General features: G+C 48.7%; 18 protein-coding genes and 1 pseudogene. 5 read left to right on the forward strand and 14 right to left on the reverse strand.

Annotated features, from left to right (window positions below; genetic code table 11):
• Positions 1-308: 308 nt before the first annotated feature.
• Both AC5I6P_RS06605 and AC5I6P_RS06610 read left to right on the forward strand, forming a co-directional pair.
• On the forward strand, positions 309-641 hold the full coding sequence (locus AC5I6P_RS06605) for a hypothetical protein (protein ID WP_495692953.1): 333 nt from the start codon (positions 309-311) through the stop codon (positions 639-641).
• Positions 642-696: 55 nt separating this feature from the next.
• The gene (locus AC5I6P_RS06610; protein WP_495692954.1) at positions 697-3,192 is read left to right on the forward strand and encodes a response regulator; all 2,496 of its coding nucleotides are present in this window, start codon (positions 697-699) and stop codon (positions 3,190-3,192) included.
• Here the strand turns inward: AC5I6P_RS06610 and AC5I6P_RS06615 are convergent.
• The 5 genes from AC5I6P_RS06615 to AC5I6P_RS06635 form a co-directional block, all read right to left on the reverse strand.
• A complete protein-coding gene (locus tag AC5I6P_RS06615; RefSeq protein WP_495692955.1) occupies positions 3,189-5,171 on the reverse strand; it encodes an ATP-binding protein in 1,983 nt (660 codons plus the stop codon). The two genes, AC5I6P_RS06610 and AC5I6P_RS06615, sit on opposite strands and share 4 nt — an antisense overlap.
• Positions 5,164-6,240, reverse strand: coding sequence for an ATP-binding protein (locus tag AC5I6P_RS06620; RefSeq protein ID WP_495692956.1), 1,077 nt, complete (start codon positions 6,238-6,240; stop codon positions 5,164-5,166). Before AC5I6P_RS06620 ends, AC5I6P_RS06615 begins: the two co-directional genes overlap by 8 nt.
• Positions 6,241-6,554: 314 nt before the next feature.
• On the reverse strand, positions 6,555-6,956 hold the full coding sequence (locus AC5I6P_RS06625; protein WP_495692957.1) for an anti-sigma regulatory factor: 402 nt from the start codon (positions 6,954-6,956) through the stop codon (positions 6,555-6,557).
• Entirely contained in the window at positions 6,943-7,332 is a 390-nt protein-coding gene (locus AC5I6P_RS06630) for an STAS domain-containing protein (RefSeq protein WP_495692958.1), read from the reverse strand. The genes AC5I6P_RS06625 and AC5I6P_RS06630 overlap by 14 nt, the downstream gene beginning before the upstream one ends.
• Before the next feature lie 78 nt (positions 7,333-7,410).
• Positions 7,411-8,283, reverse strand: a complete 873-nt coding sequence (locus AC5I6P_RS06635; RefSeq protein WP_495692959.1) for an STAS domain-containing protein — start codon at positions 8,281-8,283, stop codon at positions 7,411-7,413.
• Positions 8,284-8,553: 270 nt separating this feature from the next.
• Between AC5I6P_RS06635 and AC5I6P_RS06640 the strand changes: the two genes are divergently transcribed.
• Entirely contained in the window at positions 8,554-9,027 is a 474-nt protein-coding gene (locus AC5I6P_RS06640; protein ID WP_495692960.1) for a DUF4385 domain-containing protein, read from the forward strand.
• A 93-nt stretch (positions 9,028-9,120) separates the two neighbouring features.
• Here AC5I6P_RS06640 and AC5I6P_RS06645 read toward each other — a convergent pair whose 3' ends face one another.
• Both AC5I6P_RS06645 and fghA read right to left on the reverse strand, forming a co-directional pair.
• A complete protein-coding gene (locus AC5I6P_RS06645; RefSeq protein ID WP_495692961.1) occupies positions 9,121-10,281 on the reverse strand; it encodes an N-acetylmuramidase domain-containing protein in 1,161 nt (386 codons plus the stop codon).
• Positions 10,282-10,424: 143 nt separating this feature from the next.
• Positions 10,425-11,273, reverse strand: a complete 849-nt coding sequence (gene fghA / locus AC5I6P_RS06650; RefSeq protein WP_495692962.1) for an S-formylglutathione hydrolase — start codon at positions 11,271-11,273, stop codon at positions 10,425-10,427.
• Positions 11,274-11,458: 185 nt separating this feature from the next.
• On the opposite strand from fghA, the gene gntT reads away from it, so the two are divergent.
• Positions 11,459-12,796 (forward strand): guanitoxin biosynthesis MATE family efflux transporter GntT, encoded by a 1,338-nt coding sequence (gene gntT, locus AC5I6P_RS06655; protein WP_495692963.1) that lies wholly within the window; start codon positions 11,459-11,461, stop codon positions 12,794-12,796.
• 45 nt (positions 12,797-12,841) lie between these two features.
• On the opposite strand, the gene AC5I6P_RS06660 is transcribed toward gntT, so the two are convergent.
• The 4 genes and pseudogenes from AC5I6P_RS06660 to AC5I6P_RS06675 all read right to left on the reverse strand — a co-directional run bounded on the left by AC5I6P_RS06660 (position 12,842) and on the right by AC5I6P_RS06675 (position 16,772).
• The gene (locus AC5I6P_RS06660; RefSeq protein WP_495692964.1) at positions 12,842-13,654 is read right to left on the reverse strand and encodes an SDR family oxidoreductase; all 813 of its coding nucleotides are present in this window, start codon (positions 13,652-13,654) and stop codon (positions 12,842-12,844) included.
• A gap of 157 nt (positions 13,655-13,811) precedes the next feature.
• Positions 13,812-15,017: an HhoA/HhoB/HtrA family serine endopeptidase gene (locus tag AC5I6P_RS06665; protein WP_495692965.1), complete on the reverse strand. Its 1,206-nt coding sequence runs from the start codon at positions 15,015-15,017 to the stop codon at positions 13,812-13,814.
• Positions 15,018-15,225: 208 nt separating this feature from the next.
• Positions 15,226-15,441: pseudogene (locus AC5I6P_RS06670) on the reverse strand (ISKra4 family transposase); the annotation flags it as partial.
• 593 nt (positions 15,442-16,034) lie between these two features.
• Complete coding sequence (locus tag AC5I6P_RS06675) at positions 16,035-16,772, reverse strand: hypothetical protein (protein WP_495692966.1); 738 nt, start codon at positions 16,770-16,772, stop codon at positions 16,035-16,037.
• 291 nt (positions 16,773-17,063) lie between these two features.
• On the opposite strand from AC5I6P_RS06675, the gene AC5I6P_RS06680 reads away from it, so the two are divergent.
• The gene (locus AC5I6P_RS06680; RefSeq protein WP_495692967.1) at positions 17,064-18,434 is read left to right on the forward strand and encodes an aromatic ring-hydroxylating dioxygenase subunit alpha; all 1,371 of its coding nucleotides are present in this window, start codon (positions 17,064-17,066) and stop codon (positions 18,432-18,434) included.
• A gap of 161 nt (positions 18,435-18,595) precedes the next feature.
• Here the strand turns inward: AC5I6P_RS06680 and AC5I6P_RS06685 are convergent, their stop codons facing one another.
• From AC5I6P_RS06685 to AC5I6P_RS06695, 3 genes are all read right to left on the reverse strand, one after another.
• A complete protein-coding gene (locus AC5I6P_RS06685; protein WP_495692968.1) occupies positions 18,596-18,982 on the reverse strand; it encodes a hypothetical protein in 387 nt (128 codons plus the stop codon).
• Positions 18,983-19,100: 118 nt separating this feature from the next.
• Positions 19,101-19,721 carry a hypothetical protein gene (locus AC5I6P_RS06690; RefSeq protein ID WP_495692969.1) on the reverse strand — a complete coding sequence of 207 codons (621 nt, stop codon included), beginning with the start codon at positions 19,719-19,721 and terminating at the stop codon, positions 19,101-19,103.
• A 185-nt stretch (positions 19,722-19,906) separates the two neighbouring features.
• Positions 19,907-20,173: a nuclear transport factor 2 family protein gene (locus AC5I6P_RS06695; protein ID WP_495692970.1), complete on the reverse strand. Its 267-nt coding sequence runs from the start codon at positions 20,171-20,173 to the stop codon at positions 19,907-19,909.
• Between the last annotated feature and the right edge of the window lie 157 nt (positions 20,174-20,330).

Raw genomic sequence — 20,330 nt, forward strand, 5'->3', positions numbered from 1 at the left:
AGATGGATTGTTAATACCACAATATTGTTAATCACAATAGTAGTGGATACGAAATTAGAAGCTTAAATGTCGTTGCTCAAAACACCAGAACCAATACAGACAATGGGTTTGTTTTACAACGACTTAGAAGGAAATATTCAACATTTGTATCAATGGCGTTGAAGTGAGTGGACTTGGTTAAGTATGGAATAGCAATTGGTAGTTGATAATTACACAATGCGCCTTCGTTTGATTGCCACATACGTAAGTCATCAGCAGATCAAGAAATATATAAATTCGGATATTCATTTAAATAGCGTGTTTGATGGTTGGTGAAGCCGCGATCGCATTCCGCCGAAAATCCACCGCGCTCAACTCCACCACAACCCACGGATTTGAGTTACACCGTTCCGCTCAATCCCCGCAATGGAACCTTGAGACTAGCCTATGGCAGCACCCGCAGTAGAGTAATCGAAGAACCTTTTGATTTCCTAGACATTAAGGCGCGATCGCGCTACTACGAACTGACCTACCGACAGCCCCTTGTGCAACGTCCTACAGACGAACTGGCGGTAGGACTGGGTTTCTCGCGTCAAGAAAGCCAAAATGCACAGCTGTTTATTTGGGCAGACATAAGTGCGGCGCTGTTATCAGTCCTGTGAAATAAAGCGCGATCGCTTAACCATTCTCTGTCGATTACCTCATAATGAGGAAGCTATGCCTATTTCATCAATGCAGAACCCTGGAATAGATAACTCTCAATCCATCACTGAGCTACCTCGAAAACCGCTTGATTCTAGTGAACGTCAAGAGAACGTTTCATCTGTAGAATTTGTAGGGTTAGTATTGCAATTGGCAGACGGTACGGTTCAAGCCTGCAATGCGGCGGCTGAGGAAATTCTAGGCATGACGTTTGAGCAGATTCAAAGATACACCGCAACCCAGAGTCAAGATCACACCGCGACCCGTTACCCGTGGCAACTTGTTGATACAGAGGCTTCTCGTCCCGCTGGAGATTATCCGGCACGAGCGGCGCTACAGACCGGTCAGCCTTGCTCAGATGTCGTGATGGAGTTTTACAAACCCAATGGGGATCTGATTGGGTTGCGGGTCACTGCACAGCCATTATTTCAGGCGAATGGCTCGGTTCCTTATGCGGTCGTGACCACCTTTACTGAGGTAAGCCCGCAGGCAGAGCCGCCTTTAGCTAAAAACACTCTAAATTTATCCGAGATCGTCTCTGAAGCTCAGTTGGAGTTAACTCAAGCGAGAGATAGCCTGCCTCAGATCGTCCTCTGCGTCGATGATAACGACACTAATTTGTACATCACCAGCCGAATTCTGCAACAAGCGAATTTTGCAGTTTGGCAAGCTCCAAGCGGAACTAGTGCGTTAGAACTCGCCAACGAGCAGCCCGATTTGATTATTCTAGATGTCAAATTACCCGACATTGACGGCACTGAAGTGTGTCAGCGTCTCAAATCTAATCCAGCCACCGCTTCGATTCCAATTTTGCACGTATCAGCAGAGCGGATTACGAGCCGAGATAAAGTAGAGGGCTTAGATAGCGGTGCGGATGGCTATCTGATGCAGCCGATTAATCCTGAAGAATTGCTGGCGACGGTGCGATCGCTGCTGCGGCTTCGGAGTGCAGAAAGAGTGCTGCGTCGCAGTCAAGAACGGCTGCATCGCATGGTAGAAACGGCGCAGATTGGCATCTGTTTTACCCGATCAGATGGCGAACTGCTAGAAGCGAACGCTGCCCTGCTGCGAATGTTAGGCTATGACGCTGAGGAGCAGGCACAGCGGGTGAACTCGATAGCCTTGAGTCCATTGAAGTTCGCTGATATGGACGGACAAAGGGTTGCTGATCTAGAGCAATATGGCAACGTTGAACCCGTCGAAAAAGAACTTATTCGCAAAGACGGATCTCACTTTCCGGTCTTGATCAGTGGAACTCGCTTACAGGGCGAAGCGGATGAATATGTTCTGTTTGTGGTGGATCTTAGCGATCGCAAACAGATTGAAGCCGCCTTGCAACAGCGCACTGACGATCTGACCCGCGCCAACCATGTCAAAGATGAATTTCTCGCGGTGCTATCCCACGAGTTGCGGTCTCCGCTCAATCCCATTTTGGGATGGTGTCGGCTGTTGCAAACTCGCAAATTGGATGAAGGCAAAGTTGCAGAAGCGTTAGCCACAATCGAGCGAAACGCCAAACTGCAAACGCAGTTGATTGATGACTTGCTCGATGTATCCCGCATTCTGCGCGGCAAACTGAGCTTAGCGGTGATGCCCGTCGATCTAAGTTATGTCATCCGATCGGCGATCGAGACGGTGCGACTTGCCGCCGAAGCAAAAGCCATCAAGCTTGAGGCAGTATTGCAACCCAATGTCATGGTGATGGGTGATCCGGCTCGATTGCAGCAAGTCGTGTGGAATTTGCTGACTAATGCCGTTAAATTTACCCCCAACGGCAACCGCGTTGAAGTCCGCCTCTCGCAGATTGATGCCAATGCCCAGATTCAAGTTAGTGATACGGGAAGAGGCATCAATGCCGAGTTTCTGCCTCACGTGTTTGATTACTTTCAGCAGCAAGATAGCGCCACAACCCGGAAATTTGGCGGCTTAGGATTGGGGCTGGCAATTGTGCGTCAGCTTGTCGAATCGCACGGCGGAACGGTGCAAGCAGAAAGCGGAGGCGACGAGCAGGGAGCAACATTTACGGTGTATTTGCCGATCTTAGCCGTGCAATCCAGCGCGATCGCGCAAGCTCCTGATTCAACCGAATCACTCGATTTAAACGGTGTCCACGTTATGGTGGTGGACGATGAGCCGGATTCACTGGAATTTGTAGCGTTTGTGTTGAAGCAGTCTGGCGCACAGGTGACGACTGCAACCTCTGCCATAGAAGTGCTGCAAGCCTTACCCCAGTTAAAGCCTGACGTATTGGTTAGTGACATTGGAATGCCTGAAATTGACGGGTATATGTTGATTCGTCAAATTCGGATGCTGCCAACCGAACAATCCGGACAACTCCCCGCGATTTCAAAAGAGATTTGCCGTATTCCAGCGATCGCGCTCACGGCGTATGCCGGAGAAGCCAACCATCAGCAGGCACTTGATACTGGATTTCAGTGGCATTTGTCAAAGCCAGTCGAGCCAGATGAATTAGTCGCGATCGTGGCAAAGCTGGCTGAAGCTTCTGGCTAATGGCAATCTAACCCGACGCTGAGTAATGCCTCTTGTAGTTGCAGCAGCATTTGAGGCGAATCTGTCTGTTTGGAAAGCAGCGCGATCGTATGGGTAGCAAGGTCTTCCGCTTGGGTGGCGGTGAGGGCATTAGATGAGAGAATAATCACTGGAATGGCCTGCGTAAGCGGATCTGCTTTTAACTCAGCGAGAACTTCAAATCCGTCTAATCTAGGCATAGAAAGATCGAGGACGATCGCGTTCGGTTGCTGGGTTCTGGCGCGGTAGAGTCCTTCGTACCCATCTTTGGCTTCAATCACCGTATAGAAATCAGCCAACGAACTGATCAACGTGTAGCGAGAAACTTTGTCATCATCAATTAGCAAAATCTTTTTCTTCGAGTCCGCGTCAGACCTTGGCACAGTCGATCGCGGAGGTTGATCTGCAATCAACTCAGGCTTTGGTTCTACATCATCAGCCCGCTCAGAAGATGGATCAGGTTTCGATCTAACAGTTGATACATCTAACGCTGTAGATGTCGAGTCGGAATAGGAGATAGGCAACGTTAATATAAATTTAGAACCAACGCCTACAGTACTGTCTAGAGCAACGCTACCACCCAGTAGCGCAGCTAATTTTCTACATAACGGTAATCCCAAACCTGTCCCTTTCACTCGTCGCTGTAGCAAATGATTAACTTGAACAAATTCCTCAAAAATTCGGGTTTGATCGGTGGCTGCAAGGCCGATTCCGGTGTCTGCAACAGTAAAGATAATCGTTTGATTGTTGCCTAGCGTTGCACTGACTCGAACTTCTCCTTGCTCGGTAAATTTCAATGCGTTTGAGAGCAGATTGCGCAAAATTTGAGACACTTTCCCTTCGTCTGTGTACAAGGTTGGCGATCCACTTGATTTAGTAGTGTCGTTCATAGCATCGTCAAACACTAGTTGCACTGTCTCATTTTGATCAAGCAGTGGACGCAGCATTCCGAGCAGCGTACTAAACAAATCTGCCACCTCAAACGGTGCAACATTGACTTCAGATTTTCCAGATTCCACCTTGGCTAAATCCAGTAAATCATTCACCAAGTCAGAGAGCGCGGTGGCTGAGCGGCGAATGAACGTGACCTGTTTTTCCTGCTCTGCGCTTAATTCTCCATCCAAGCGGCGCAGCAGCATACTAGACAGACCAAGAATGCCATTTAAAGGAGTCCGAAACTCATGGCTCAAGTGCGATAAAAATCGGGACTTGAGTTCACTCGCTTGCTGAAAAGACTCGGCGCGATCGTTTAACTCGGCGTACAACGCAACGACACCCCGATTGGTAGCTTCTAGTTCTTGATTGAGTTGCGCGAGGTCGTCTTGCCGTTGACGCAGCGCATCCAGCGTATGCAGCAATTCTTGATTTTGTTGATGAAGTTCGGCGTAAGCGTCTTGGGGATGGTCGCGAAGCAGATGATCAACGATCTGCTGTACATCTTTCGGCGTCAGGTGAGGGGTTTGCTTTGGCAAATATTTGATCAACTCAACGATCGTGCCCCGCTTTGCATCACCCGAACTAACGCACACAGACTGAATTTTCAAATCATCCATTAGCCGTTTCGCACCAATTAGCCCCAATCCCATTCCTGTAGAGGACTGATAGCGCCCATCAAAAATAGCAGATAGCTGGTCAATGCCGGGTCCGGAGTCTGAAACCCGCATCAGAAAAGCCTGCGGTGCTTGTCCTGCGATTGGCTGTGTCAAGCTCCCATCGGTTCCTTCGGAGTTGCGCTCTGCGCTAATCGCAAATTCGACTTTACCCCCTCCCGCATAGCTCAGCGCATTCCGAGCAATTTCTGATATAGCGGTCGCAATGCGAGTCTGTTGTTGCAGATCAAATCCTAGCCGACTCGCAATTTGTCTTGCCCGTTGACGTGCCAACACGACATCTTGCTCAAATCGAAGTTCGACGGTTAGAAGTGCCAGTCTTCCTGCCGGAGACTGCTGCGGTTTAGACATGCTCTTCCTGCCTCAGCTTTGCAACCAGTACCGTTACATCATCGCGCGATCGCACAAAATCACGATACAAGACGGCGGTAATCAGGGCGGGATGACGATTGATTAATCCAGGATAGCGATCTAACGACCAGTGGGTTGCTAATCCGTCCGAGTGCATAACTAAGAGCGAATCGCCCTGAGACGTTCCCACAGAACGCACTGACCAATCATAGGAGAACTCAGTGAATTTGCGAACGCTTCCCCCGACAATGCCATTGAAGGACACGAGACTTCGACTTGTTCTATCGGTCAGAATGACTCCAGAAATGTTGCCGACGCCTGCATACCGAAGCGTTTGTTGAGTGGGCAGAATTTCGGCGATCGCGACGACCGCACCGCGCGTTTTTCTGAGCGCGGCATGAATTTGCTCAAGGATGGCTTGCGGATGTTGCGCGACATTGGCTTGAAACACGCGCACTGCTTCTTGAGAGGCTTCGGCGGCTAACGCTCCTGATCCTAAGCCATCGGCAACTAGCACGAGACACCGATCGAGGTGATTCTCGACGGCCCAAGCATCCCCCGATACGTCACCGCTCAATTTCGGTAAATTGATCGCGCCTAGCTCAAGCTGGTGCGATCGCGGCGTCGATCGTAGAGTCGTCAGGATAGGAGAATTTGAATGAGGCAGTCTCTGTACCCAGAATCGGCTGACGAGTACTGTTCCCACCTGCGGCTGCGAATAAATCTCAAAAAACGTCGAAAGCCGTTGAATTGCACCAAGTCCATTTCCGGTTGTACCTCCGGTCGAGAAGCCATCTTGAAGACACTGATTGAGATCTCTCATGCCAGGTCCAGAATCTAGCGCGATGATTTCGATGCCCACCGCTTCAGGCGTGGCTAGGGATTGTAGGATCAGTTGCCCCTTCTGAGCATGTTTGAGTAAATTATTCGCTACTTCCGTCACAACAATCGCCACTTTGCCGCGATCGTTGTCATTGAACTCTAGTGCTCTCGATAGGGTTGCAACAAAGCGCCGAGCTTCCCCTACTTGGCTGTCTTCAGTAATTGGTAATACAATGCAGGTTTTCATTCAGAGCGATCGCTTCGCAAGCTCCATAAAATCGCGCTTCGGCAGTCAGGATTTCTTTTGGATAGAAATAATTCTCTATTCACTATGACACGACTCAATCACACAACACTCAAAACACCTTAGAAATCCATCTGCCTGGCACTTGACCATAGCGCGATCGCTGGAATACAGCAAGCTGCATTCGGTAGTAGTGTATACCTGTCGATCAGCTTCGACGTCTTTGGAAAGATGCGATGCCATCGTCTAACCACAGGTCTACACCGCTACCAAACCATATTCAGACAGAAGTTTGTGCGACTCTATTTTGCTCAAACCTACTGTCGCCAGCGAACTGTTGTCACGCAGGTTCCCTTGCCTACCTCTGAGGTAATTTCAAACTCGTGCATCAACCGTTTCGCTCCTCCAAGTCCGAGTCCTAATCCGCTTCCGGTTGTATAGCCATTTTGTAGCGCTAATTCTATATTGGCAATTCCTGCCCCTTGATCCGTAAACGTCAGCCTCAATCCAACGCGATGAGCGCTTTCTAAGACTTCTAGCGTCACACTACCACCGCCGCCATAATCCAACGTATTGCGGGCAATTTCACTCGCCGCCGTCACAATTTTAGTCTGATCGACCAATCCAAACCCCAGCGCCACCGTCTGCGATCGCACTTTCTGCCGCACCCTCACAATATCGGCTGAATCCAATATTGTGATCGTTTCAAGGATTGGCATCTAAGCCCCCATGAAATGGCGCACCTAAGGAAATCTGCAAAAGCCTCATTCCGGCATCAATATTGGCTGCGGTGCGCACTCCAGAGAGCGAAAGTCCCAATTCGACTAATGTAATTGCGATCGCAGGCTGCATTCCAACAATCACCGTCTCAGTCCCAAGAAGCTGTGAAACTGTAGCGATATTTCCTAAAACCCGTCCAATAAATGAATCGACAATTTCCAGTGACGAAATATCGATCAGGACTCCACTGGCACTAGTTTTGACAATGCGATCAGTGAGATCATCTTGCAGCGCCAAGGCTAAGCGATCGTGCATATCGACCTGAATCGTCACTAACAGAAATTGACCCATTTGCAAAATGGGAATGCGTTCCACGTTCTTACCTCAAATGATGTTGAAAAAGATGCTGTTGAAAAAGAAATCCAGTTTGAATTCTACGCCGTCGTACAGCGCCTAAACAGATTGAGATGCTTTAGAAACAATGGTCAACTGCCGTTTTTTCAGCGCGATCGCAAAGGCATCTGCCAAGGTTGCTTTGGTAATCACACCAGAGAGATCCAAACCTAGATGAACGATCGTTTGAGCAATCTGGGGACGAATGCCACTAATGATACAGTCCGTTCCCATTAACCGTGCCGCTTCTACAGTTTTCAGTAGGTATTGGGCGACCAAGGTATCCACAGTAGGAACTCCAGTAATATCGATAATCACCACTTGCGACCCTGTTTCAACAATTTGCTGCAACAGGGTTTCCATTACTACCTGAGTCCGGGCACTGTCGAGCGTTCCAATCATCGGCAGGGCGAGAATGCCTTCCCACAGTTTCACAACCGGGGTCGATAGTTCGAGGAGTTCTTGCTGTTGCCGCAAGATGACTTTTTCACGAGCCTGTTGAAACACTTCGGTTGTCCACAATCCAAGCTGATCCAGCACATCTGTCACCGTCCAGATCGACTCAACCAGAAGATCGTTTTGTTGCGCCAACTCCCGTTTGAGCTGGTCAAATAACGGCTTTTTGAAGGAAAAGATAAAGGTTGCCACTTCCGAGGAGGTGAATCCTTGCTGAGCGCGATCGCGGGAAATATCGGTTAATAGCTGCCGAACACTGCCCCATTCGGGCGCTTGAACATCGCTGAAATTCTCATGCTGAGCAGCGCTGCGAAACATCCGCAAGAACTCATGGCACTGCTGGTTTAGTTCTGTCGATCGCATCAAGTCGTCTCGGCGCAGCCCAGATGCTTCTAACTCTGTAAGCCAGTTTCTTAGAAGTTCTGTCTCGTTTTTCTCTAACAAGTCAGCAATTTTGCTGGTACTGCTTAACGACATATTGGCTCGCTCTCTAATGACCACTGGAATATGTAGCTAAGTGTAGGAGATTTGGGCGAGCGGATCTACCCAAAGCCGGATTTCGGGTTCCAAACACGGATGGATGCCTCTCTTATCGTACCTGGAACCCCGCCAGCCGTTGGGCATAGGCTGAGATTTCCTGTCGATCGTTCACTAAGGCGGTAGCCCAGACTCAAGCTGGATGCTCTATTCCTCCAAATCAATAGAATCTGAGGGATATAGAGTTATTTCGATACGTCCACCAGAAAGATGGAATTTGATTACTTAGTAGACTTCAAAACAACCGACTTCCGGCAGCATCCAGAACTCTACCGCATTGGTCGAGGTGAACAAGGGGTGCTGCTTGTAGAACCCTATAAAAGCGAAATTTTGCCCCACTGGAAATTCAAAACGCCAGAAATTGCTCGTCAATCTGCCACTAAAATTTACAGCCTGTTTCTCGACTACAAAGCCCAAGGCGATTTTGTGGGCATGGACATGGCACGAAAATTTCTACAAATGGGCTACACGCGATCGCGGCGCTATGCCAATCACAAGTCTGGTCAAAAATACGCCAAGGGCACGAAAACCGTTTTGCCGCGCGAAGAAGATCCGATCAAAGCCGAATCTGCCAAGATTTTCTACGAACAGTGGCAGATCGCCAAGACCGACCCTGAATATGTCACGGCTAGCGATCGCCATCGGGCACGATATGAGACGCAAACGGAAGTGACGGCGAAATGAGCGAATCATCCTAAAATCAAACCCCACCTCCGAAGAGATGAGGTTATTGATACGAAGCTTCAACTACAGGGTTTCAACCGCTAGGAACAACGTTTAAGCAACATTCATCCAATAGCGGTAAGCATCGGCTAATTGTTTATCGTACTGATTTTGCCAGTAGCTTTCTCCATTGTACCGATACGCAAATCCTGCCCAATCTAAATTTACTAAGTAGCGATCGAGCTTGCTAGCTTGAATGAAGTTGAACATCGCCAGCAGTTGTTTCCCTTCGCTCTCGTGCATGTCTTGCACAAACTGTTGCACATCGCGATATCCAGCCAGGGTGTAATTAAAGCCCATAATTTGTCCCAGACCCCAAGAGGCAGATTTGAGCGCTGCATTTCGATCCAGACACAAGGCTTTATACAGTCGGTCCCATTCTCCGACACCGCCGATGTACAATCTACGATTCCAAACGGGGCTAGAAATATCTCCATACCAGCGATCGTAGCGACCTCTAGTAAACTCAGAAAACCAGTGGGCTTCAAACAAAATCTTTGGTCGTCCATCCCGAAAGAAGCCTGACCCCGCTGCTTCGACTTCGGCAACGGCCCGCACCGCCGCGACTGAGCAACCAATCGACTGAGCAATCTTGCGATAATCGTCAGCGACTAATCGCTTTGTTGGACGAGCCACTAAAATTCCTGGAACCGAAGGTTCTAGCATCCCTAGAGCCGCTTCAGGAGATAATTCGTTCGGGTTAAATTGATAGGTTTTTGCAAAGCTGACATAAGCCGCTTGAGTTTTAGCCCCCCAAAATCCGTCTGCGAAACCAGGCTGATGTCCCAAAATGTCTAAGCTTTGCTGCACGGCCTTAGATAGCACTGTACTAGCGCTGACTTGATCGATAGACCACGTATCGCTTCCCGTTGCGATCGCTCTTAAGGTTGTCGGTAGGGGCGGCGGAGTTGGCTTAGAAACTGGGCTGGGCGTTGGCGCAGGTTGAGGACTGGGAGAAGGCTTTGGCGTGGAAGCAACGATAGGTAATAGCAATTGTGCCGTTTTAGGACTGAGTTCATCGGATCGAATTTGGCTCTTTTTTGCAAACGCCTCAAAAGCGGCTTGAGTTTTAGCCCCCCACAATCCATCAATGGCTCCGAGGGGAAAGCCAAGGTTGGTGAGGCGTTGTTGAATGTCTTTGGTAAGGGTGCGATCGCTCCGTACTGTGCTGAGAGGATAGATGCGTGTACCTGATGCAATGTCATTGAGAATCATGATGGTCGCCCGGGTTCGAGGATTGCTGGCAATCTATTTTAGACGCGACGACGAACCGACTCCCTGACAGAATCTACGTATATTTCTGAATCAGAATATTTTTTGTTACCTCGGTTTTCTCTGAGTCTACGGGTTGAAATCTTCTAGGCATAGAGTGCGATCGCGTGGTGATGCATGTGGTCTTCAATAAAGGTTGCAATGAAGTAATAGCTATGGTCGTATCCTGCTTGTAATCGTAACGTCAACGGTTGATCAGCTTTGTCACATGCTCTCTTAAATACTTCTGGCAACAGTTGTGAGGTCAAAAACTGATCATAAGTTCCTTGATCAATTAGGATTGGACTATGAAATTTTGAAACGCGAACGAGTTCACTAGCATCATAATCGCGCCAATGGGTTTGATCGGAACCTAAATAATGAGAAAAGGCTTTTTGACCCCAAGGACACTGCATCGGAGCGCAAATAGGAGCGAAAGCAGAAACAGATCGGTATCGATCGGGGTTTCGCAACGCACAGACCAACGCGCCATGTCCTCCCATCGAATGCCCAAAAATACCTTGTCGGTCAACATTGACAGGAAAATATCGCCCAATCAACGTAGGCAGTTCTTCAGTGATATACGTATACATCCGATAATGCGTATTCCAAGGCTCATTCGTGGCATCGACATAAAATCCTGCACCCGTTCCAAAGTCCCAACTGTCGTCTTCTCCCTTGATGCCAGCCTGACGAGGACTCGTATCGGGCGTCACAAGAATCAGCCCATGATGAGCAGCAAACCGTTGTGCCCCTGCTTTGATCATAAAATTTTCTTCTGTGCAGGTCAAGCCAGAGAGAAAGTAAAGAATCGGAAGGGGACGTTCTTTAGCCTGCGGCGGCTGATAGATTGCAAATTTCATCTCGCTATTGCAGGCGCTAGAGTCATGACTGTAGAAGCCGACTGTACCTTCAAACGAAAGACTTTCGTTGATCAGTTTAGGAGCGTTTGCCATGAGCAGAAATGAGTATTCAAGGGTAGCGCCACTAAGATTAACTCAAATCCTGTACCAGTCTCAAATAATAATGTGAACCCCGCTCGTTCGAGGAATGCCAGCGACAACTTTAGAAGTTGACTATCATAGGCAGATTGGTGTTGCGGATTCCCTTGTGACGTAAGACCATTTCAGCGAGGTACTCCATGAAGTCCCCCTCTCCAGTTCCTCCATCATCGAATGGGTTCGGCGTCAATGCATTCTTTAAGCTTGCGATCGTCAACATTTTCTCGAATTTGATGGTTCCCCTAGCAGGCTGGATGGACATTGCCTTTTTGGGGCATTTAGCTGACATTCGGCATTTAGCAGGCGTGTCGTTAGCCACTGTTCTGTTCAGTTACCTCTACTGGACGTTTGGCTTTTTACGTATGGGCACAACGGGAACGACCGCTCAAGCTTTAGGACGCGGCAATCAGGATGATGTCGTGCTGATTGCGCTGCGGAACGGCGCGATCGCGATCGCTCTAGGGTTAGTTTTGGTGTTGTTGCAGGCTCCGTTGGGGCAGATCGGATTCTCGCTGTTGAGTGCGACCGAAGAAGTCAAACGTTCGGGTCAAACCTTTTACAGCGCGATGATTTGGGGCGCTCCGGCAACGCTGCTCAATTTTGTTCTAATCGGATGGTTTTTAGGCAGAGCGCAGAGTGCTAAAGTGTTGCTGCTATCAGTAGTCGGCAATGTTGCGAGTGTTGGATTGGATTATTGGTTTATTGTGCGGTTGGGATGGCAGAGTGCGGGGGCAGGCTGGGCAACCGCGCTGAGTCAATATGTAATGCTTGCGATCGCGCTGCTCCTATTTGCTCAAGCGGTTTCTTGGAAGCAGGTTCAGTCTCTCTCTCATCAAATCCTTGATCCGTCAGCCTTAAAAGCAGCATTTGTTTTGAACCGAGAAATCACCATTCGCACGTTTGTTTTAATCTCAACGTTTGCTGTATTCACGAATTTAAGCTCAGCGTTTGGTACAGAGATTCTCGCTGTCAATACGCTGCTATTACAAGTTGTGACACTCACTGCCTATTTTGTAGATGGATTTGCGTTTGCAACGGAAACGTGGGCAGGATTATTTGGGGGACGAAATGATGTTGCAGGGTTGAAACAATTGCTAATTGTCTCAGGAGTGGCAAGTTTGAGTGTAGGATTGCTCATCGCGATCGCATTTATTCTCATGCCTATTCCTCTGTTTCGATTGCTCACCAATCACACAAACGTACTAGCTGGGGTGACTCAATCTGTTGGGTGGCTGTTGCCAATTCTTGGATCTGGTGCGATCGCGTACATGCTAGATGGCTACTTTCTAGGGTTAACCGCAGGACGCATCTTAAGACAATCAGTCGTGGGCGCTGCGATCGCTGGGTTTATTCCTCTAGGAATTATCGCCTGGTATACGCATAATCCAACTCTATTGTGGATGGCACTCACCCTATTTATGGTGTTGCGAGCCGCAATTCTAGTGATGCAAGTATTAAAATCATTCGCTAACGCCTAGCTTAGGCTTTCGTCAATGCTTGAGTGAATGCAATTTATATAAGAACTATCCCCCATGCGCGAATGCGGGATAAAGCGCCATTCCACCATCAATAAAGAGCGTTGTCCCCGTTACATAATCAGAATCGTCTGATGCCAACCAAACAGCCGCCTTTGCTACATCATCTGGAACCCCAATTCTGTCGGACGGAATGAGCTTTCGCAATTCAGCTGCTTCTTCAGGAGAACTCCACGCCTCGGTATTGATGTCGGTCTTAATTGCGCCAGGAGCAATGCTGTTCACTCGAATTTTATGAGGCGCAAGTTCTTGAGCAATACTTCGCATCATCAGATTGATACCGCCTTTACTCGCCGCGTAATTCACATGTCCTGCCCAAGGAATCACTTCGTGGACGGAACTCATACAAATAATTTTGCCTGCCGCACAAGACACATTGGGCTGAACACCCCGTCGCATAAATTCTTTAGCGGCTTCACGGGCACAGAGAAACTGCCCCGTAAGGTTGACATTAATTACGCTATTCCACTGCTGCAACGTCATGTCTAAAAACGATGCGTCGTTTTGGATGCCAGCATTGTTGACTAAAATATCGATTGTGCCAAATTCGCGAAGCATTTGCTCAAACATCGCGTTGACTTCTTCTTCTTTTGAAACATCAGCACCAATCGCGATCGCGTCTCCCCCCCTGGCTCGAATCTCTTGCACAATCTTCTCAGCATCCTCCTGCTCGGAACGGTAGTTAACCACAACGGCAGCGCCTGCTTGGGCAAGATGTCTAGCCACGGCTTCCCCAATTCCTGAACTAGCACCAGTGACTAACGCTTTCTGGTCTTTGAGTAGATCGGCAGAATAGCTCATGGGAGAGGACAGCCAACAAAGATCATCCTTAAAGTAGCGATTGAGGCTGGCGATCACGTCTGACGCAAGAAAGAGATCGCCATAGGAATGAGGGATGAAAGAACGATCAGGCTGACTTCATCCCTCCTTGCGTTAGCGTTGCCGCAGGCGCCTCTATCTACCCTCCCCGCTGCGCAAGATTCTGCTCCGGCAGTGCTTCCGGTCGAATCGTCAGCTCTTGCGTTTGCCCATTTCGATTCACCGTAACTCTCATTGGCTTATTGATTCCCGTTGCGTCCACTTGCTGTTGAATTTGTCCAGCAGTTTCAATTGCAGTTCCGTTAATATTTGTGATTACGTCACCAGGACGCAATTGTGCTTGCGCGGCGGGAGAATTGGGTAACACTTTCAACACCACGACGCCTTCAGTCTGCGTGACTTGAAACCCGAGATTGCTTTGATTGATCTGCGATTGCAGTTCTGGAGATAACTCTGTCATCTGCACGCCAATGTAGGGATACTCAACTCGTCCCGTCGTGGCAAGCTGTTGAGCAACCTTCTGCACAGTGTTGATCGGAATGGCAAAGCCGAGTCCCTGAGCGCCTTGAATAATCGCCGTATTCACGCCGACCACTTCTCCAGCACCGTTCAGCAAAGGCCCTCCGGAATTGCCCGGATTAATTGCTGCATCGGTTTGAATGAAGTTGATGCGCTTATCAGGAATGCCAATATCACTGGTTGACCGATCAGTTGCGCTGATGATGCCCTGTGTCACGGTATTGCTAAGACCGAGCGGATTACCAATGGCGATCGCAAGCTGACCCGGAACGAGTTGATCGGAGTTGCCCAATCGAACGGTTGGCAAATCTGTGGCCTCGATCCGAACAACGGCAATATCACTCAATGGGTCGGCTCCTAACACCTTACCCGGAAAACGACGCCCATCTTTCAATACTACAGTGACTGTATCGGCTCCTTCGACCACATGGGCATTTGTGATGATTTGCCCATCAGCACTGGTAATAAATCCTGATCCTGTACCGCGTTGAACTTCCTCTCTTGGTGATCGCTGCCGCCCCAAAAATTGATCAATACCGAATCGGTCAACCGATTCGCGGACAGTACGGGTAGAGTTGATGCGAACTACCGCAGGCCCAACTTGCTCGACGACTGGAGTAACCGCACTCAAATCGTACCGAGAAGCGGTCGTTGCGACAACCTGCTGAGAAGGTGTGGGTTGGGGTTGGCTTGGACTAATATTAGGTTGTTGCTGGCTGGGCTGTTGCTGAGAGGTGCTGAGGTCGCGGATCGCGGCGCAACTTGCGATCGGCAGCCCGATCAGCAGCGATAGAAATAGGGCTGGGCGCTTGAGAGAAGATTTCATACCAGTTCTGAATCAATAAGTGTAAGTAGCTAGTCATAAATTAATGAGGAAATAGTTGTAGTCCCAGCATCTCGATTCGCTACGGCTAGTTGCTTCGCAAACACACAGGATAAGACACTCGCACTACCTCTAACTCTTACTCTTACTCTAGGACAATTGCTAATCAAATGCGAAGGGAGCATGTCACTTTTTCTACAAGTAATTATGCTTAGTTGATCGGTAATGGCGAACCAATTAACCCATCCAAGTAAGCACAACGATGAGCTAACACTTGAGGAACGTTTTCACGGTTCCATTGTGCGCCTGAGAGTTGCACTCGCCGACTAATCTGTTTGATGGTTGATTCAACTGCACCGGAACCAATCGAGTACAATCCTTCTGCCTAGTAAAACTCGTAATTCACAAGGCGATGACGATGCTTATCCCTCATTTGTTCTCACTGTAGTAACAAATGAGGGATAAGTTACTGCGTTTAAGTTGAGAATATGAGTTTGCGACAACCCATCGCGACGGTTGGCTTCAGTGTTCTACCTTTTTTCATTCTGGATGCGCGATCGCTTCCCTAAAAGAAAACGCAGTAGGATTTGTTCGTGTCCTACTGCATTAACCCTATTGCTAGACTCTTAAGCCGGATAAATCCGCAAGCGACGGTTCGGTTCTACGCAGAAACTACCGGATCTGAGCCGATAGTGCTCGATGAGCTCGTGCTAAATTATGCGAACGTGGGCAGATCGCGGTAGCAACTCAACGGACTGTTCCTTCGGCATCACAATGTGATCCACGACCAAGGGAGCTAATCTTCGGAACAGTCTTACAAGCCTCTGGACACGAGCAAATTCTTCTGGTGTCTTTGACTGATATCAGTTCTTCCTCAACATACAAGGACACCACTTCTACCCCTCGTTTTGCGACCATCACTCGAACCGCTTCCCAGTTCCCATTCAAGTTGAAGAAACCAGAACTAAAGGTTCCAAGTCTGAAGATTCTAGGGGACAAATGTGTCAGTCCTGCTCATGCTCAAGAGGCTTGTCTTCTGCCGTTGCTCAGTAAGCTCGCCAATCCAGCAAGCCCTAACACTCCTAACCATCCCCAATTGCCACCAGATCCCTGATTTGCGCTAGCACCAGCAGTCGAGGTGTTAGCACCAGTAGGAGAAGTCGAGGTGTTAGCACCAGTAGGAGAAGTAGTTGGTGTACCCGTTACGCCACTTGGATTTGTTGTTCCTGCACCAGATACGCCACCTGTCCCACCGGGAGCAGTTGTTGTACCCGTTGTGCCGCTTGTACCTGTACCCGTTGTTGTGCCAGTTGAACCTGGAGCCGTTGTCCCGGCTGAACCTGCTGTACCCGGTGCGCCTGTTCCTGTTGTGTCGGTTGAACCTGTACCTGTTGTTCCAGTCGTTCCAGTCGTTCCGGTTGAATCTGTACCTGTTCCAGTCGTTCCAGTTGAACCTGTTCCAGTCGTTCCGGTCGTTCCGGTTGAATCTGTACCTGTACCTGTTGTACCAGTCGTTCCAGTTGAACCTGTACCTGTTGTTCCAGTCGTGCCGGTTGAGCCAGGTGCGTTATTGGTGCCGCTTGTACTACCTTCTGTATTCGTTGTTCCACTCCCAGAACCAGTTGTGCCAGTGCTCCCACTCGGCGAGGTACCCGAACCGTTGTTCTGAGCCAAAGCAGGCAATCCTAACGGTAATGTTGCGAGGCTGAACGCTAACACACTTGCGGAAAAAAATTTGGGGAATTGCGATCGCGTCATAATTTCCTGTTCTTTAAAGTCAAAAGTACTACTACGAACAAACAATGATGTAAAAACCTCAAGTAAAAACCTAACCCTAATCCCATCTATTCTGAATAATCCATCGATTGCTGCCTCTACCCAAAGGGCTAGGGAACTAAAGGGCTAGGGAAATTCGGTCATTCTATCTGCGCCCGATCAACAGACTTAATTAGGTCCGTCTTTGAATTAGGTCCGTCTTTGAGGCGATCGCCGCTCAGCTTGCGCCAGAATTGTTAAGATACATAAAGCACGACTTTAAAGGCGCTCTCCATGCTGACAGAAGAACCGACAACTCAATCTGATGCACTCTCCGCTGGAGGAGTTGATCCAAATCGGTTTGACTGGAAAGAAGCTTGGTATCCGGTTTATTACGTCGAAGATTTAGACAAGGCGAAGTTAACCAAGTTCACGCTGCTGGGTCAGGACCTCGTCATTTGGTGGGACAAACAAGCGGCGTGCTGGCGAGCGTTTAGCGATCAATGCCCACATCGATTGGCACCGTTGTCTGAAGGCAGGATTGCAGCAGATGGATTGCTGGAGTGCCCGTACCACGGTTGGGCATTTAAAGGAGATGGCGCGTGCGATCGCATTCCACAGCAACGTCCTGATCAGGCGGCGCATGAATCTAACCGCGCTTGTGTAGCAACTTTTCCCACGGCTGAACGCCAAGGGTTGCTGTTTATTTACGCGGGAACGCCAGAGAATGCCGATCGCGTCAAAATTCCACTGATCGAACCGATGGAAGAATCCCCAGAGGGCTGGGTTTGTCTAAACACGTTTCGAGACTTGCCCTACGATGCGCTGACGCTGTTAGAGAATGTCTTGGATTCGAGCCATGTTTCATTTACCCATCATCGATCCGTGGGCAATCGATCGAATGCCGCTCCAGTGGAATTAGAAGTGTTGGAAGCTGGTAAACAAGGCTTTCAGGGGTTTTGGGCAGAGGGTCCACGTAAAGGGACGCTAGGACAACAGCACACCACTTTTGTTGCACCAGCGCTCATGTGGCACGATCTGACCTCGAAACAGTTCGGTCGGACCCTCACCGTTGTGTATGCAACGCCGATCCGCAAAGGGGAGTGCCGGGTGTTCGCCCGGTTCCCGTTTAAGTTTTCCTCGAAATTGCCTGGTTTTCTCATTACACTGACGCCGCGCTGGTACTCCCACATCGGCAATAACAACGTTCTGGAAGACGATCAGATTTTCTTGCATCATCAGGAACGGTATTTAGCCGCAAAGGGCGGGAGCTCTAATTTTGCGAAAGCGTTCTATCTAGCGACGCGGGCAGATACATTTGTATCGGCATTGCGGCGGTGGGTCAACGAGTTCGAGGCAGATCCCTTCTCGGCTCAAGCCTTGCCGCCTGCTCGATCAACAGAAGCGTTGCTCGATCGCTACCATTCCCATACGGTTCATTGTGCAAGCTGTCGCAGTGCGTTGACAAATATTCAGAAGATTCGGTTCGCATTCGTGATCGTGAGTCTGATCGCTGGGATATTGCTTCCGGTGTTTGTGCCATCGGTTGTTTCAGCGACCGTGGCCTTGATCGCGATCGCGCTATGGTTTGGCTTAGGCAAGCTAGAACGTCAGTTTTATGAAGGCCGACCGGTGCCACTCCGAAATTTGCCAGATAAAAAATAATTTGGCTGAGTGATGCGATCGCGTCCTAAAACAGTCCTGATTTCATGGAAGTGTAGTTAGACTAATGTTGACTCAATCGCGCTACACTTCACATTGCTTTATTTGCGTATCCTCATTCTGCCAACAGATGCCAGACACATCTTGTACAGCATCAAAAGTTACTACTCATTTCTAGGCGTTTCCCCCTGTCCATTAAGGGCTGGCTCTTCCACTTTGATATCCTCACCTTGTATCTGCTTGAAGAAAATTTTTGTGCCCTCAGGTAGCGGCTCATCTAAATTCAGCTTTTCTTTGACAGTTTCAGCCGTATCTTTAACAGATTCAACCAAGCCACCGCTTGACGCTCTAGCTTTTCCCTCTGCTTGAGCTTTGGCCTGCGGTTGAGTCTGAATCGCGTTAGCTCCAGAGGTTATAGGTGCCGCTTGTGCTTGTAATGGGTCACTGAATTGCCCTACAGCAAAACTGACAAGAAAGGTTAGTCCAATTAGAAAAGCCATCAAAAATTGGCGTAGCCGCAGACTTTGAAAGTAAACGATAACTTTGCTCATATAAAATCCTCAAATTCGTTGGTCACAGTTTTGATCGTTTACTAACAGCAAACATCGCTCTGACGGTATAGAGCGAATGCTAAAAGTTGGGAGTCGCTTACTCGTTAGTCGCAGGAAATTAATCAAACGAAAAACTAAAGGGGCCGAGCGAGATAGTAGCAGACTTAGCCGTGTCTTTAATCGTTTCTTGAATCCGGGGCAGATCAACAAACCGAACTGCGACTGGTGAACTAAAGTTTATCTCACCTAAGCGTTGGTTCGGTTCGGCTGTGATGCTTAACAAGCGCAATGTATAAGCATCGTCTCGGTTAAACGGTTGCAAGATTAACTCAGCTTTAGATTTAGGCTCGGTAAAAGTGAACGGATCAACTTGTTTAACAAGATGGTCGCGATCGGGCGACTGAACTTCGAGATGAATGACAGCATCCTTGGAAGACAGAGTGATCCCTAACTCAAATTGATCAAAATCCTGCTTGGATTGATTTTTCACTTGCACTTGCGCAATCTGCAAGTGGTTGTAGCTGTAAGTCTTGTAACCATCAGAAATTTCAATTTGCGATCGCGGATAAGCTACGCCAGACATGTCTTCAAATAACGGAGCAGTGTCAACCCGACAACCAATTTTCGGTTTGAGATTTAGATAAGTAGAAATCGCAGCGTACATCAAGGCACCAATGACACTTCCGCTAATGAAGATGATCGTTGCGAATAGTAGTGTATACCAGGAAATAGAAGTCATTTGAGGGAAGCAGCATGTTCGAGCATGCCTGAGTTTGGTTAATAGGGTTGTGTTAATGATCCGCATCAGTTAGAAGACCAGTCATCTGTCTCCTGGTATGACAAAGATTTGCAACGCGCTACGTTCCTGCGTCACCTCAATTTGTGGCAATACTCCGGGCAAATTCAAGATGTGCCTGTTCCTGTTTAGGTCATCTTGTTATTTACCAACGCCAGAAAGACAGCATCCATTTTTCGCTCGGTTGGGGAGGGTTTAAAGGGATTCCAAGTTTGGGCAGCGCCTTCAATATGCTGCTTCGCTCCTTCAAGACCGTGATAGATACCTCTATAAGGCAGCAATTCTGCATCGCGAATGACAATCTCAGGATCATAAGCCGCAAGCAATCCAGCGACATCACGTTCTTCAACAGCCCTAAACAGACGGTGAGTATTCTCTAGATTCTCGTGTGACATAAACAGTTTCCTTCATTTAGCGATGCTGGACGTTAGAGGGTGTTTGAAAAGGATGAGCAGGTAGCAGATTAAGCCAATCGCCTGAGCATGAGGCGAATCATGGCAATAGACTTAATCGGCAATAGCTTAATCTAGAAGACATATAGTTATTCTCGCT

It is taken from the genome of Myxacorys sp. (genome assembly GCF_059501405.1).

Coding starts and splice junctions, on each gene's coding strand:
- AC5I6P_RS06695 (WP_495692970.1), bottom strand. CDS start 20,173: ATGTCACACGAGAATCTAGAGAATACTCACCGTCTGTTTAGGGCTGTT.
- AC5I6P_RS06645 (WP_495692961.1), bottom strand. CDS start 10,281: ATGATTCTCAATGACATTGCATCAGGTACACGCATCTATCCTCTCAGC.
- AC5I6P_RS06675 (WP_495692966.1), bottom strand. CDS start 16,772: ATGACGCGATCGCAATTCCCCAAATTTTTTTCCGCAAGTGTGTTAGCG.
- AC5I6P_RS06610 (WP_495692954.1), top strand. CDS start 697: ATGCCTATTTCATCAATGCAGAACCCTGGAATAGATAACTCTCAATCC.
- AC5I6P_RS06635 (WP_495692959.1), bottom strand. CDS start 8,283: ATGTCGTTAAGCAGTACCAGCAAAATTGCTGACTTGTTAGAGAAAAAC.
- AC5I6P_RS06660 (WP_495692964.1), bottom strand. CDS start 13,654: ATGAGCTATTCTGCCGATCTACTCAAAGACCAGAAAGCGTTAGTCACT.
- AC5I6P_RS06620 (WP_495692956.1), bottom strand. CDS start 6,240: ATGAAAACCTGCATTGTATTACCAATTACTGAAGACAGCCAAGTAGGG.
- AC5I6P_RS06685 (WP_495692968.1), bottom strand. CDS start 18,982: ATGAGCAAAGTTATCGTTTACTTTCAAAGTCTGCGGCTACGCCAATTT.
- gntT (WP_495692963.1), top strand. CDS start 11,459: ATGAAGTCCCCCTCTCCAGTTCCTCCATCATCGAATGGGTTCGGCGTC.
- AC5I6P_RS06680 (WP_495692967.1), top strand. CDS start 17,064: ATGCTGACAGAAGAACCGACAACTCAATCTGATGCACTCTCCGCTGGA.
- fghA (WP_495692962.1), bottom strand. CDS start 11,273: ATGGCAAACGCTCCTAAACTGATCAACGAAAGTCTTTCGTTTGAAGGT.
- AC5I6P_RS06640 (WP_495692960.1), top strand. CDS start 8,554: ATGGAATTTGATTACTTAGTAGACTTCAAAACAACCGACTTCCGGCAG.
- AC5I6P_RS06665 (WP_495692965.1), bottom strand. CDS start 15,017: ATGAAATCTTCTCTCAAGCGCCCAGCCCTATTTCTATCGCTGCTGATC.
- AC5I6P_RS06690 (WP_495692969.1), bottom strand. CDS start 19,721: ATGACTTCTATTTCCTGGTATACACTACTATTCGCAACGATCATCTTC.
- AC5I6P_RS06615 (WP_495692955.1), bottom strand. CDS start 5,171: ATGTCTAAACCGCAGCAGTCTCCGGCAGGAAGACTGGCACTTCTAACC.
- AC5I6P_RS06625 (WP_495692957.1), bottom strand. CDS start 6,956: ATGCCAATCCTTGAAACGATCACAATATTGGATTCAGCCGATATTGTG.